We start from the raw sequence: 13345 nt of genomic DNA on the forward strand, positions 1-13345 counted from the left end.
GTTCGGGCGCCGTGCGGGTGATCGACGCTGTTCACCCTTGTGGGTGAATCAAGGGATGTGGGCGGGAAAGTCAAGGCATCGGTCGCTCTGAGGTCTCTCTGAGAGCGCTGTGAATTCAGGACATATTCCTGTGGCTTTCCGTCGACTTCGCACGTCAAATTGCCTGCGCAATTCGTGAAAGCTTTGTTTGCGCGTGACCCTTATTGCTGGCTCCGAAATTCGCTGTGATGCTGCGCGGGTGTTGGCCTGACCCCACCCGCAGTGTCTTGGAGGACAGCAGATGATGGAGCGGCACCAGAACCAGAGCGAGATGAGCCGGCGGGCCGTGGTGGCCGTCGGTGCGGCCACCGCCCTTGCCGCGACCGTGGCGGGCGGGGCCGGCTCCGCCCAGGCCGCGACCAAGGCGACGGGCGGGCTGAAGGTCGGTGTCGGAAAGGCCGCGTTCACACCCGCGGCCTCGCTGCTGCCGCTGGACAACTTCACCGCCGTGCACGACGACCTCAACGTCCGTGTGCTGCTGGTGGAGTCCGGCTCCCGCCGTATCGCACTGGCCGTGCTGGACCTGACCTCGATCAGCGCCGAGGCGATCGCGCTGATGCGCGAGGCCATCACCGCGGCCAGTGGCGTGGCCGCCGCGAACATCATGGTCACCGTCACGCACTGCTTCTCCGCGCCGCATGTGCAGGCGAGTTCGTCCTCGGCCGCTGCCGCCACGTATGTGCAGAACATCGTGACCGCCACCAAGTCCGCCGTCGCCGACGCGGTGAAGAACCTTCAGGACGCCGAAGTCGGTTACGGCTCCGGCCGGTCCGACGTCAACGTCAACCGCAATGTGTCCACCGCGAACGGCTACTGGCTCGGCGTCAACGAGCAACTGCCCTCCGACAAGGGCGTGTACGTGGCCCGCTTCAACGACCTCGACGGCAACCCGATCGCCGTGCTGACCAACTACAACGTGCAGTCCTGCGTGATGCAGGACTCCGTCATGGCCGACGGCACCCTTCCGATCACCGCCGACCTCGCCGGCGCGGCCGTCGCGCATGTCGAGGCGCAGTACCCGGGCGCGGTCGGCTTCTGGCTGGTCGGGGCGTGCGGGGACCAGTTCCCGGCCTACCGTTCGAAGCGGTACACGATCGACAAGGACAAGGGCTGGACCTACGGCGTCGATCTGCATGACGCCGGCTTCGCGCTGCTGACCGTGCAGGGCGAGCGGCTCGGGAACGAGATCGTGCGGGTGGCGCAGGGGATCACCAAGTACGAGAGCGGGAAGTCGGTCGTGGTGCGGCTGGTCACCGACGACATCACCACGACGCAGGTGACGGGTCCCCAGGCCAGCGCGCCCACCAAGACCGTCACCTTCACCCCGACCGGCACCGCCCAGGTGCCGATCTGGGTCTTCCAGGTCGGCAAGGGCGTCTTCGCCGGCGTGGAACCGGAGTTGTCCACCAGCACCGCGACCGCGATCCGCGAGAACTCATCGTTCTCCAGCACCTTCGTCATGTCGATGTTCGAGGGCGGCGCGAAGAACATGCCCGATCAATGGAACTTCGACCACGTCACCTACGAGGCGGTCGACGGCTTCTACATCAAGGGCACCGCCGAGAAGGCCGAGGCGCGCATCGGACGCATCATCAATTCCCTGAACTGAGGTGGGGAAAATGCAGACAAGGCGTGTTTTCCTGGCGCGTTTTCTGGGGGCGGCCGCATTGACCGCACCGGCTCTCACCGCCTGCAGTTCCGGCTCCGATTCCGGTGATTCCGGAAGCGGGAACGGCCATGTCAAGAGCGCCACCGCCATCACCAAGGTGTACGGCGAGGGCCAGAAGTTCATCGCCGTCGCCATCGAGTACGACGCCGAGATCGCCACGGCCAAGCTGTCGACGTCGTCCTTCAAGGCGGAGGGCCGTACGGTCACGAAGGTCTACGCCAACACCAGCGCGGCGACGGCCGACCAGGGCACCGACGGCAGGTACGTCATCGTCGAGCTTTCCCCCGACGACGACAGTGCGCTGCTGTGGGGGATCTCCGGTCCCTACGGCAACGGGGGCGGGGGCGGACAGGGCGGTGCCAGTGGGTCCGCCCAGCCCCAGGCCTCGGCGAGCCAGTCGACGGGCACTCCCGGAGTCGTCCCCGGCCCCACCCTCGGCGCGACCGGCGGCGCGGCCAACCTCAAGAAGGCCAAGGGAACCGTCACCCAGACCGGCACCGTCACGACCACCGGCGGTACCGCCTATCCGGCCGACAGCGCGAAGGTCACCACCACCGGGACCGTGAACCCGATCGTGGACGACTTCAAGCAGTTCACCTTCAAGGACCCGAAGACCGGCAAGTCCCTGCCCTACAACCTCTACGTCCCCAAGAACTACGACAAGGCCAAGTCCTATCCGCTGGTCCTCTTCATGCACGACGCGAGCGTGGTCAGTACGACTCCGACGGCGACGCTCGTGCAGGGTCTCGGCGCTGTGTGCTGGGCCAGTCCCGAGGACCAGGCCAAGCGCGAGGCGTTCGTGCTGGCGCCGCAGTACCCGGCCGTGGTGGTGAGCGACGACTACAAGCCGACGGCGTACTTCGACGCGACGGCCAACCTGGTCGAGGACCTGACGACCCGGTACAGCATCGACAAGGACCGGCTGTACTCCACCGGCCAGTCCATGGGCGCGATGATGACCCTCGGTCTGAACATCAAGTACCCCGACCTGTTCGCGGCCTCGTTCGTCGTCGCCGGCCAGTGGCCCGACGCCCAGGCGAAGCCGCTGGCGAAGAAGAAGCTGTGGGTCACCGTCTCGCAGGGCGACACCAAGGCCTATCCCGGGATGAACGCCATCACCAAGGTCATCGAGGCGGCCGGTACGAAGGTCAGCCGCGCGACCTGGAACGGGAGGGCCGGCGCCACCGCGTTCGCCGCGGACGTCAAGGCGATGCGGGCCAAGGGGACGACGGTCAACTACTCGACGTTCCTGAAGGGCACGACCCTCACGGCGGCACAGGTCAAGCAGAACCCGAACGCCCTTGAGCACAACTCGACCTGGCCGATCGCCTACACCATCGAGGCCATCAGGGAGTGGATCTTCGACCAGCGGAAGTGAGCGGTACCCCGGCCTACTCCGCCGGGGTGCTACTTCTTCGGGGCGTGCGTCACCGCGTACATCATCACGAACGCGATGATGTGGATGCCGAAGAGGAAGTAGCCGAGGAAGTACCAGACCTTGCGTTCGTTCCTGGTCTCCTCGGCCAGCCGGCGCTTCTCCGGGGACCGGTCGTCCTCGTCGGGCATCTCCGACATCACAGCTCCCTGTGCACCTTGGTGTTGGAGGCCTGGGCGCGGGGGCGGACGACGAGGAGGTCGATGTTGACGTGGCTGGGGCGGGTGACCGCCCAGGTGATCGTGTCGGCCACGTCGTCGGCGGTGAGGGGCTCCGCGACGCCCGCGTAGACCTTCGCCGCCTTCTCCGCGTCGCCGCCGAAGCGGGTCAGCGCGAACTCGTCCGTCCTGACCATGCCGGGCGCGATCTCGATGACCCGGACCGGGGTGCCGACGATCTCCAGGCGGAGCGTCTCGGCGAGGACATGGGCGCCGTGCTTGGCGGCGACATAGCCCGCGCCGCCCTCGTAGGTGCCGTGGCCGGCGGTGGAGGAGACGACCACGACCGTGCCGTCGCCGCTGGCGGTGAGGGCGGGCAGCAGGGCCTGGGTGATGTTCAGGGTGCCGAGGACGTTCGTCTCGTACATCGTGCGCCAGTCGGCGGGGTCGCCGGTCGCGACGGGGTCGGCGCCGAGTGCGCCGCCCGCGTTGTTGACCAGGACGCCGACGGTCTTGAAGGCGGTCGCGAACTCGTCGACGGCGGCCCGGTCGGTGACGTCGAGTTCGTATGCCGTCGCCTTGTGGCCCGCCTTGTTGATCTCCTCGGCGAGCGCCTCGATACGGTCCTTGCGGCGGGCGGTGAGGACGACGCGGTACCCGGCCGCCGCGAGCTGCCGGGCCGTGGCGGCGCCGATTCCACCGCTGGCCCCGGTGACGATCGCGATACGGGAGGCGGCGGACGGTGCGGCGGCGGCCATGGGCTGCTCCTCGGGACGGTGCGTACGACTGACTGCTGCCAGGGTATAGAGCCGGGTCAGCCGCCGTTGCGGGGCGCCCACATGATCACGGCCATCCCGGCCAGGCAGATCAGGGCGCCGGTGATGTCCCAGCGGTCGGGCCGGTAGCCGTCCGCGACCGCGCCCCAGGCCAGTGAACCGGCGACGAAGATCCCGCCGTAGGCCGCGAGGATGCGGCCGAAGTGGGCGTCGGGCTGGAACGTGGCGACGAAGCCGTAGACGCCGAGGGCCATGACCCCGCCGCCGATCCACAGCCAGCCGCGGTGTTCGCGCACCCCCTGCCAGACCAGCCAGGCGCCGCCGATCTCGAAGACGGCGGCGAGGACGAAGAGGGCCGCGGAGCGAAGAACGAGCATGGCCGCCACCCCATCACACGCGCTGTCACCTGATGGACGGCGCCTGTCGTGCGCCGCGCGTGGGATACATCCCTGCGACCGCGGTGGACGGCGTACTGAGGAGTGGATGGCACATGGGCGGTATGCGGGTGGTACGGGTACTACGGGTCGGGGCGGTGGCGGGTGCCGCGTTCGCGGTGATGGGGGCGGCCCCCGGGGCGCCGGGTCCGGAGGCGGATCTCGCCTATCACGGGTCCGCGACCATGAGCGGGGGCCGCATCGACGTGCGGTTCACCCCGCGCAACCACGGTCCGTCCGCGGTCCCGGACGCGACCGTACGGCTGCGCTGGTCGAAGCCTCTCGCGACGGGGGAGACGCTGCCGGTGGGGTGTGCCCGGTCGGGGGAGCGGGTGGTGGTGTGCCGGACGGGGGCGCTGGCCGCGGACGAGGTGGGCCAGCGGATGGAGGTGCGGGTACAACTGCGGGACGTGTCCTCCGAGGTGGTGCTGGAGCTGGACACGGTGTGGGGCGGCGGCGCGGTGGACGTCAATCGGGCCAACGACCAGCAGCGGGTGCTGGTCCTGGACACCGGGGACACCTACTACTTCTGAGTCGCGCCCCCGGTCTCGTCGTACGATCTCGATCTCCATAGGCACGGACGGCGAGACGACGAGGGGTGCGACATGTCCGGGAACGCGCGGGCGCGGCTGCTGGACGAGTTGTTCTCCGTATCGCGCCGGTACATGGCGTCCTACGCCCTGTTCAACCAGGCCGTCGCCGACTGCCTCGGGCTGCACCCCACCGATCTGCAGTGCCTGAACCTGCTCACGCTGGAGGCCGGGCCGGTGACCACGGGCCGGATCGCCGAGCTGACCGGGCTGACGACCGGCTCGGCGACGCGGCTCGTGGACCGGCTGGAGCGGGCGGGGTACGTGGTGCGGGAGCGGGACGCGGAGGACCGGCGGCGGGTGCTGGTGGCGACCGTCCCGGAGAAGATCACCGAGTTCGCCCGGATGTGGAACCGCCTCGGCGGCGGCTGGTTCACCCTCTTCGACGAACTGGGCGACGCCGAACTCGCCGTGATCGTCGGGCACATGAGGCGGACGGTGGAGTTCAGCGGGCGGCAGATCGCGCGGCTGCGGGCGGGGGACGTGTAGGTCGCCCCGGCCGTCGGGCGAGCGGCGGCATGCTCAGGGCGACGGCTCCACCCTGCCTCTCCACCCGGATGTCCACCCGTGGGTCCGGGAGCTTTTCCGGCCCCGGCGGGAGAGTCGCACTCAGGAAAAGGGACGGCGGGTGGACCGCCGGAGACCGAGGAGTGCGACGTCATGACGGACATGGAGCAGGCGCTGACGATCAGTGGGGGCATCTTCGCGGTGATGATGCTGACGCAGTACGGACGTCGGAAGTACGACCTGCACAAGGTGCTGATGCCGATCGGCACGGTGCCCGCGATCGGCTACTTCTATCTGAGGGGGATGCCCGGCCAGCAGGCCGACCTCGTCGTCTATCTGGTGGGCGCCGCGATCGGACTGGCGTGCGGTGTCGTCGCCACGCTCACCACCGGAGTGGAGCGGGATCCGGTCTCGGGCCAGGTCCACACCCGCTGTGGCGTGGGGTTCGTCGCGATCTGGACGGCGTTGGTCGGGCTGCGGGTCGCCTTCATCTATCTCGCCGAGCACAACACCGGGTTCCGCGAGCACCTGGGCACGTTCATGGCGGAGCACCACATAGTCCAGGACGCCATCGCACCGTTCTTCGTCATCATGGCGCTGGCCATGGTCCTCACTCGGGTGTTCCTGCTGCTGGCCCGCGTGCGCCTGCTGGCGCCGGCCGGGGCCCCGGGCGAGGCCCTCACCCGGGGGTCTTCACCAGTCCGTGGATGAACGCGTACTTCACGGCATGTGCCCGGTCCCGCAGATGCGCCTTGGCGAAGAGGTTGTTGATATGGGTCTTCACCGTGGCCTCGCTGACCACCAGCCGCTCGGCGATCCCCCGGTTGGTGAGCCCCTCGCCGATCAGCGTGAGCACCTCCACCTCCCGGGGCGTGAGATCCGGGGCCAGTCCGGTGCCCGGCCGCTCGGCGGGGGTGCCGCCCCGAGCGGCGGCGGCGACCAGCCGGTCCCGTACGGCGGGGTCGAGCACGGACTGCCCGGCCGCCGCGGCCCGCACCGCGCGGGTGATGTCCTGCCGGCCGGACTCCTTGGTGAGGTAGCCGCGGGCACCGGCGCCGAGCGCGGCGAGGATGTACTCCTCGTCGGCGAAGGTGGTGAGCACGACCACGGCCACCTGCGGGAAGCGCTCGGTGAGCAGCCGGGTGGCCTCGACCCCGTCCATCCGTGGCATGTTGAGATCCATCAGGATCACATCGGGCGCGTGCTCCTCGGCGGCCCGCACAGCTTCCCCGCCGTCCTTCGCCGTCGCTACGACCTCCACGCCGGGCTGGAGATCCAGTACGGTCGCCAGCGCCTCACGGACCGCCGTCTGGTCGTCGGCGACAACCACCCTTACGCCGGGCCGCTGTTCGTCCTGCCGCTGCTCGCTCATCCCGGGATCACCACGTGCACCCGCCATCCTCCCGCATCGTCGCCGTCCACGTTCGGCCCGGCCGAGACCGTGCCGCCCACCAGGTCGAGCCGCTCGCGCATCCCGACAAGTCCCATCCCGCTCCCCGCACCGGCCAGGGGCCGAGGGCCTTGCGGCGGCGCCGAGTTGACCACCTCGAAGACAGTCTCCTGAGGCCGGTGCTCCAGGCGCATACGGACCGGGGCGCCGGGCGCGTACTTGTGTGCGTTGGTCAGGGCTTCCTGGGCGCAGCGCACGATCACCTGGGCGAGGCGGACGGGCAGTTCACGCGGCGGCCCGTCGACGGTCAGCGTACCGGCGTCGGACCCGGAGGCGAGCAGTGACCGCAGCGTCTCCACCAGCGGAAGCGCGTCCTCCCGCAGGTCCCCGACCGTGCGCTGCACCTCGGTGAGACCCGAGCGCACCAGGCTCTGCGCCCGCTGGGCGGCCTCCCGGGCCCGGTCGACGTCTCCGGCCTCCAACAGGGCGTCGGTGACCTCCAGTTGCATGTTCACCCCGGCCAGCGAGTGGGCCAGTACGTCGTGCACGTCCCGGGCGATCCGGGCCCGCTCGGCGAGCGCCTCGGCCCGGGCCTCGGCACGTGCGGCCAGCTCGGACTGCTCGGCGGCGGCACGCGCGGAGCGCAGCGCGTCGGTGTGGGCGCGGTTGGAGATCCCGACCAGCACACTGGCGCCGGTGAAGGCGCCCACGATCCACGAGGTGTCATGGTCGCCCCACGGCACAAGCAGTGCCCCCGCGCACAGGGCACTGGTGAGCGCGGCGAAGGGCAGCGCGCGGCGCGCTTCGAGGCGGTAACCGGCGTGCCCGGTCACGAAGTACGCGAACAGCGCCGACGCCCCCGAGTGCTCCAGACTCATCAACGCCGCCGCCCCGACCGCCCAGACACACAGCACCGCGAGCTGCACGGTGGGCGAGAACCGCCCCTCGGGAATCAGCCGCGTGCACAGCAGCAGCGACTCCAGCACGAGCAGACACAGCACCGCGAGCCCGGTACCGGACGTGCCGACCGGGCGCACGGTGAACGCGGTGACGACGAGGGCGACGACGGTGCCGAAGACCTGGACGGGGTTGTTGTCCGCCGTGAACCAGCGGACCACGGCCTGAGTTCGGTTCATCAGGTCCCACTCTCCGCTGTGGTCGGGCCGCTGCGAAAGCTATCAGCGCGACCGTCGGCGGCAGGTGGCGGTCAGTGCACGCCCTGCGCATACGCCGTCGGCGTCACCCCGACCGTCGCTGTGAAGTCCCGGACCAGGTGGGCCTGGTCGGCATAGCCCAGGTCGGCGGCGAGGGCCGCCCAGTCGACCGGCTCCTCGGTGCCCGCGCGCTCCAGGGCCTCGTGGATGCGGTAGCGCAGGATGACCCACTTGGGGCCGACGCCGACGTACGCGGCGAAGAGGCGCTGCAGCAGTCGTACGGACAGGCCCTCGGTGCGGGCGAAGTCGGTGACGCGGCGGATCGTGCGGTCGGCGCGGATGCGGTCGACCAGGGCCGTCGCCAGCTCGGCCTGCGGGTCCGGGCGCGGGCCGAGGGTGAGCAGGAAGGCGTCGAGGGCGGCGACGCGGGCGCTGTCGTCGCCCGGCGCGTCGAGGACCGTGGCGGGGTCGATGTTCGGGAACACCTCGGGTTGCCGGACCCGCAGCCCCGTCCACTCCGACACCGGGCGGTCCGGGGCGACGGCGACGGTGCGGAAGGCGCCCGGCCGGAACTTGATCCCGCACACCTGCCCGCGCCCCTCCAGTTTCTGCGCGAAGAGGCCGTGCGGGATGCCGGCGACCTCGACGAAGGCGTCCTCGCCGGCCAGCCGCTGGAAGACGATGTGCACGGCCGGGTGCGGGACGACATGGGAGACGTAGGGCTCGGTGAGGTCCCAGTCGATCAGCCAGTAGTGCTCGACGTACGGGTTCAGGGGCGCGGCGGGTCCGGGGCGGCGGAAGCGCACGCGGGCGAGGAGCTCGGCGGGGTCGACGATTCCTCGGGTGTCGCGGTGTGCGGCTGCCATGGGAGGAGCGTAGGACGGGCCACTGACATCGGCCGGTGGAGGGAAGTGCGGGCCGGTGGAATATGTGCGGCGGGGTGTCCGTTGGAGGGTATAGTTGAATCATCAACAACCTGGAGGGTGAACGACCATGCAGTTCGGGATCTTCAGCGTCGGCGACGTCACACCGGACCCGACCACCGGACGGACGCCGACCGAGCGTGAGCGCATCAAGGCCATGGTCGCCATCGCGCTGAAGGCCGAGGAGGTCGGGCTCGACGTCTTCGCGACCGGCGAGCACCACAACCCGCCCTTCGTGCCCTCGTCCCCGACCACGATGCTCGGCTACATAGCGGCCCGGACCGAGAAGCTGATCCTCTCCACCTCCACCACCCTCATCACCACCAACGACCCGGTGAAGATCGCCGAGGACTTCGCGATGCTCCAGCACCTGGCCGACGGCCGGGTCGACCTGATGATGGGCCGCGGCAACACCGGCCCGGTCTATCCCTGGTTCGGGCAGGACATCCGCCAGGGCATCAACCTCGCCATCGAGAACTACGCCCTGCTGCGCCGCCTGTGGCGCGAGGACGTCGTCAACTGGGAGGGCAAGTTCCGCACCGCGCTCCAGGGCTTCACCTCCACGCCCCGCCCGCTGGACGGCGTACCGCCGTTCGTCTGGCACGGCTCGATCCGCAGCCCCGAGATCGCCGAACAGGCGGCCTTCTACGGCGACGGCTTCTTCCACAACAACATCTTCTGGCCGGCCGACCACACCAAGCGGATGGTCGAGCTGTACCGGGAGCGGTACGCGCACTACGGCCACGGCACGCCGGAGCAGGCGATCGTCGGGCTCGGCGGCCAGGTCTTCATGAGGAAGAACTCCCAGGACGCGGTGAACGAGTTCCGCCCGTACTTCGACAACGCCCCGGTCTACGGCCACGGGCCCTCCCTGGAGGACTTCACCGACCAGACCCCGCTGACCGTCGGCTCCCCGCAGGAGGTCATCGAGAAGACCCTCGCCTTCCGCGACTACGCCGGTGACTACCAGCGCCAGCTCTTCCTCCTTGACCACGCCGGGCTGCCGCTGAAGACCGTCCTGGAGCAGCTCGACCTGCTGGGCGAGGAGGTCGTACCGGTCCTGCGCAAGGAGTTCGCGGTGAACCGCCCGGCGGACGTGCCGGAGGCCCCGACGCACGAGTCGCTGCGCGCGGCCGCATCGGAAGGAGTGACCGTCGCATGAAGCTCGTAGTCGTCTCGGCGGGGCTGAGCGTGCCCTCGTCCACCAGGTTGCTGGCCGACCGGCTGGCGGCGGCGGTGGACCGGCACACCCCCGTCGACATCGAGGTCGTCGAGCTGCGCGACCTCGCCGTCGAGATAGCGCACAACTTCACCAACGGCTTCCCCGGCCGTTCCCTCGCCGCCGCGCTGGACGCGGTGACGGAGGCGGACGGGCTGATCGTGGTCACCCCGGTGTTCTCGGCGTCGTACAGCGGACTCTTCAAGTCGTTCTTCGACGTCCTGGAGAAGGACGCCCTCGCCGGAAAGCCGGTCCTGATCGCGGCGACCGGCGGCACGGCCCGCCACTCCCTGGTCCTGGACCATGCCCTGCGCCCGCTGTTCTCCTACCTGCGCGCCGTAGTCGTCCCGACCGGGGTCTACGCGGCCTCGGAGGACTGGGGCGTGGAGGGGTTGCCGGAGCGGATCGAGCGGGCGGCGGGGGAGCTGGGGGCGCTGATGAAGGGCCTGTCGGCAGCACGCCCGAGGGAGAAGCAGACGGTCATACCGTTCGCGGAACAGCTCGCGGCACTCTCTCCCACACGTTCGGCATCACCCAGCCCGTCCGGCGTTTGAGGACGAGGCCCGTTCAGGGCCGAAGCGGGGGTCTGGGGGCGCAGCCCCCAGGTACGGCCAGCCCGGCCGACCGTGAGAAGACGGTAGGAGGTCGCCCCGGGTTGCGCCCACCACGGTGAGAGCCCGGTAAAAAGGGTGATCGTAGACCCGCCCCCACCGCCCCACCGCCGGAGGCCTTGGCACACTGGGTGCCGTGCCCCAGACTGTGCTGCTCGCCGAAGACGACCGTGCCATCCGTCATGCCCTGGAGCGGGCCCTGACCCTGGAGGGCTACCAGGTGACCGCGGTCGCCGACGGTGTCGAGGCGCTCGCGCAGGCCCACCGCACCCCACCGGACGTGCTGCTTCTCGATGTGATGATGCCCGGCATCGACGGCCTCCAGGTCTGCCGGGTGCTGCGCGCCGAGGGCAACAGCACCCCGATCCTCATGCTGACCGCACTCGTGGAGACCGCCGACCGCATCGCGGGCCTGGACGCGGGCGCCGACGACTACGTGGTGAAGCCCTTCGACGTCGAGGAGGTCTTCGCGAGGCTGCGCGCCCTGCTCCGTCGCACCAGCCCGGTGCCGGTGTTCGGCGGCGGCTCCGCCTCGGGCTCCGCGGACGTACTGAAGGAGGAGCCGCAGGCGTCCGACAAGCAGATCTCGGCGGCCGGCCTGCGCATGGACCTCCAGGCCCGCCGCGTCTGGCGCGGGGAGCGCGAACTGGAGCTGACCCGGACCGAGTTCGAACTCCTCGAACTGCTGGTGCGCAACGCGGGCATCGTCCTCGACCACTCCACCATCTACGACCGCATCTGGGGCTACGACTTCGGCCCGGGCTCGAAGAACCTCGCCGTCTACGTCGGCTATCTGCGCCGCAAGCTCGACGAGCCCGGCGCACCGCAGTTGATCCACACGGTGCGTGGCGTGGGTTACGTGCTGCGGGAGGACTGAGTGGGCCGCCTGCGGCGGCTGGTCGTCGCCCGGCGGCCGAGGCTGGTCTCGCTCCGCACCACGTTCGTGGTGTCCTTCGCGGCCGTGACCGCGGTCGTCACCCTGCTCGTCGGTGTGCTGTCGTACGGCGCGGCGGCGCGGCTGGTCCGCGTCGACCAGGAGTCCGTGTTCGACCAGGTCGTCCAGGATCTCCAGGACGAGGTGCGGACGCACCAGATGACGCCCGACGACTTCTCCTCCTCCGCGCCCGGCCACGACATCGTGCGGCCGGCCCGTACGGACGTACAGGTGCTCGGGCCGGACGGCGGTGTCGTCGACAGCGGCAGCCCGGCGCTGCCCGTCACCGGCGACGACCGGGCGGTCGCGGGCGCGAAGGTGGCGGGTACGACGGAGGAGCACAAGGACGTCGCCGTCGCCGAGGACGTGTACCGCATCGCGACGGTCTCGCTCGGCGACGGGCGGGGGGCGGTGCAGGTCGCGCAGGAGTTCAGCGACACGGAGGACCTGCTGCGGGCGTTGCAGCAGCGGACGTTCGTGCTGATGGCGGCGGTCGTGGTGCTCGCCGGGCTGTGCGGCTGGTGGCTGGCCCGGCGGATCACCCGGCGGCTGATCATTCTCACGGCGGCGGCCGAGGACGTGGCCCGCACCCGCCGGCTCGGCGTCGAGGTCCCGGTCACCGGCTACGACGAGGTGGGCCGGCTGGGCCGCGCCTTCGACCGGATGCTCGGCCGGCTCGCGCAGTCGGAGGAGGACCAGCGGCGGCTGATCCAGGACGCGGGCCACGAACTCCGCACCCCGCTCACGTCGTTGCGCACCAACATCTCGCTGCTGCGCCGCATGGACGAACTGCCGCCCGGCACCCGCGAGGAACTGGTCGCCGACCTCTCCCAGGAGGCCCGCGAACTCACCGACCTGGTCAACGAGTTGGTGGACCTGGCGGCCGGCCAGTCCGACACCGAGCCGCCCCAGCACATCGACCTCGCCGACATCGCCGAGGACGTGGCGGTGCTCGCCCGCCGCCGCACCGGACGCGACATCACCGTCCGCGCGAGCGGCGACACGACCACCGACGGCCGCCCCGGCATGCTCCAGCGCGCGATCTCCAACCTGGTCGAGAACGCGGCCAAGTTCGACCGCGCGGGCCGGACCCCCATCGAGATCGCGGTCTCCGGCCCCGCCCGCCCGGGCACGGTCCGCGTAGAAGTCTTGGACCGAGGCCCCGGAGTCTCCGAAACCGACCTCTTCCGCATCTTCGACCGCTTCTACCGCGCGGCGGACGCCCGCTCCCTCCCCGGCTCGGGCCTCGGCCTCTCCATCGTCCGCGAGGTCTCCCTGGCCCACGGCGGAGCACCCTTCGCGCTACGGCGGGAGGGGGGCGGTTCGGTGATCGGGTTCACGGTGGGGGGTGTGGTCGACCCGCGTTCGGGGGCGGGGCTGCGTGGTCGCGGCTGAGGGTCTCCGCGGAGGCGGTGCGGGGCATCTGCGCCGGGCCGCGTGAGCTGCCTGGGACCTGGCGGAGGCGTCTTCTACCTTGGCTCGAACGGCGGGAGGGGGGCGGTTCGG

The 13345-nt window shown here is 70.4% G+C and carries 15 protein-coding genes; 9 read left to right on the forward strand and 6 right to left on the reverse strand.

Features of this window, described 5'->3' with window-relative positions:
* Positions 1-280: 280 nt before the first annotated feature.
* Positions 281-1648 carry a hypothetical protein gene (locus ABZT04_RS13445; protein WP_356056283.1) on the forward strand — a complete coding sequence of 456 codons (1368 nt, stop codon included), beginning with the start codon at positions 281-283 and terminating at the stop codon, positions 1646-1648.
* 10 nt (positions 1649-1658) lie between these two features.
* Positions 1659-3086, forward strand: coding sequence for a PHB depolymerase family esterase (locus ABZT04_RS13450; protein WP_356056285.1), 1428 nt, complete (start codon positions 1659-1661; stop codon positions 3084-3086).
* A gap of 29 nt (positions 3087-3115) precedes the next feature.
* Here the strand turns inward: ABZT04_RS13450 and ABZT04_RS13455 are convergent, their stop codons facing one another.
* From ABZT04_RS13455 to ABZT04_RS13465, 3 genes are read right to left on the reverse strand one after another with little or no spacing between them, the layout of a single operon-like run.
* The gene (locus tag ABZT04_RS13455; RefSeq protein ID WP_356056562.1) at positions 3116-3283 is read right to left on the reverse strand and encodes a hypothetical protein; all 168 of its coding nucleotides are present in this window, start codon (positions 3281-3283) and stop codon (positions 3116-3118) included.
* The gene (locus tag ABZT04_RS13460; protein WP_356056287.1) at positions 3283-4059 is read right to left on the reverse strand and encodes an SDR family NAD(P)-dependent oxidoreductase; all 777 of its coding nucleotides are present in this window, start codon (positions 4057-4059) and stop codon (positions 3283-3285) included. Before ABZT04_RS13460 ends, ABZT04_RS13455 begins: the two co-directional genes overlap by 1 nt.
* Before the next feature lie 56 nt (positions 4060-4115).
* Positions 4116-4454 carry a YnfA family protein gene (locus ABZT04_RS13465; protein WP_356056289.1) on the reverse strand — a complete coding sequence of 113 codons (339 nt, stop codon included), beginning with the start codon at positions 4452-4454 and terminating at the stop codon, positions 4116-4118.
* Between the two features lie 122 nt (positions 4455-4576).
* Here ABZT04_RS13465 and ABZT04_RS13470 point away from each other — a divergent pair, with 122 nt between their 5' ends.
* The 3 genes from ABZT04_RS13470 (at position 4577) to ABZT04_RS13480 (ending at position 6319) form a co-directional block, all read left to right on the forward strand.
* The gene (locus tag ABZT04_RS13470) at positions 4577-5044 is read left to right on the forward strand and encodes a hypothetical protein (protein WP_356056555.1); all 468 of its coding nucleotides are present in this window, start codon (positions 4577-4579) and stop codon (positions 5042-5044) included.
* A gap of 72 nt (positions 5045-5116) precedes the next feature.
* Positions 5117-5590 (forward strand): MarR family transcriptional regulator, encoded by a 474-nt coding sequence (locus tag ABZT04_RS13475; protein ID WP_356056290.1) that lies wholly within the window; start codon positions 5117-5119, stop codon positions 5588-5590.
* 171 nt (positions 5591-5761) lie between these two features.
* On the forward strand, positions 5762-6319 hold the full coding sequence (locus ABZT04_RS13480; RefSeq protein ID WP_356056292.1) for a hypothetical protein: 558 nt from the start codon (positions 5762-5764) through the stop codon (positions 6317-6319).
* Here the strand turns inward: ABZT04_RS13480 and ABZT04_RS13485 are convergent.
* The 3 genes from ABZT04_RS13485 to ABZT04_RS13495 form a co-directional block, all read right to left on the reverse strand.
* Positions 6288-6980 (reverse strand): response regulator transcription factor, encoded by a 693-nt coding sequence (locus ABZT04_RS13485; protein ID WP_356056294.1) that lies wholly within the window; start codon positions 6978-6980, stop codon positions 6288-6290. The two genes, ABZT04_RS13480 and ABZT04_RS13485, sit on opposite strands and share 32 nt — an antisense overlap.
* A complete protein-coding gene (locus tag ABZT04_RS13490; RefSeq protein ID WP_356056295.1) occupies positions 6977-8134 on the reverse strand; it encodes a histidine kinase in 1158 nt (385 codons plus the stop codon). The genes ABZT04_RS13485 and ABZT04_RS13490 overlap by 4 nt, the downstream gene beginning before the upstream one ends.
* A gap of 71 nt (positions 8135-8205) precedes the next feature.
* On the reverse strand, positions 8206-9018 hold the full coding sequence (locus ABZT04_RS13495; RefSeq protein WP_356056298.1) for a helix-turn-helix transcriptional regulator: 813 nt from the start codon (positions 9016-9018) through the stop codon (positions 8206-8208).
* A 127-nt stretch (positions 9019-9145) separates the two neighbouring features.
* Here ABZT04_RS13495 and ABZT04_RS13500 point away from each other — a divergent pair, with 127 nt between their 5' ends.
* From ABZT04_RS13500 to ABZT04_RS13515, 4 genes are all read left to right on the forward strand, one after another.
* Positions 9146-10237 carry an LLM class flavin-dependent oxidoreductase gene (locus ABZT04_RS13500; RefSeq protein WP_356056300.1) on the forward strand — a complete coding sequence of 364 codons (1092 nt, stop codon included), beginning with the start codon at positions 9146-9148 and terminating at the stop codon, positions 10235-10237.
* Positions 10234-10848 carry an FMN reductase gene (locus tag ABZT04_RS13505; protein ID WP_356056302.1) on the forward strand — a complete coding sequence of 205 codons (615 nt, stop codon included), beginning with the start codon at positions 10234-10236 and terminating at the stop codon, positions 10846-10848. Before ABZT04_RS13500 ends, ABZT04_RS13505 begins: the two co-directional genes overlap by 4 nt.
* Positions 10849-11041: 193 nt before the next feature.
* A complete protein-coding gene (locus ABZT04_RS13510) occupies positions 11042-11782 on the forward strand; it encodes a response regulator transcription factor (RefSeq protein ID WP_356056305.1) in 741 nt (246 codons plus the stop codon).
* Positions 11783-13234, forward strand: a complete 1452-nt coding sequence (locus tag ABZT04_RS13515; protein WP_356056307.1) for a HAMP domain-containing sensor histidine kinase — start codon at positions 11783-11785, stop codon at positions 13232-13234.
* The last annotated feature ends 111 nt before the right edge of the window (positions 13235-13345 follow it).

The sequence above is a fragment of the Streptomyces sp. NPDC005492 genome, assembly GCF_040605995.1.
Classification (GTDB): domain Bacteria; phylum Actinomycetota; class Actinomycetes; order Streptomycetales; family Streptomycetaceae; genus Streptomyces.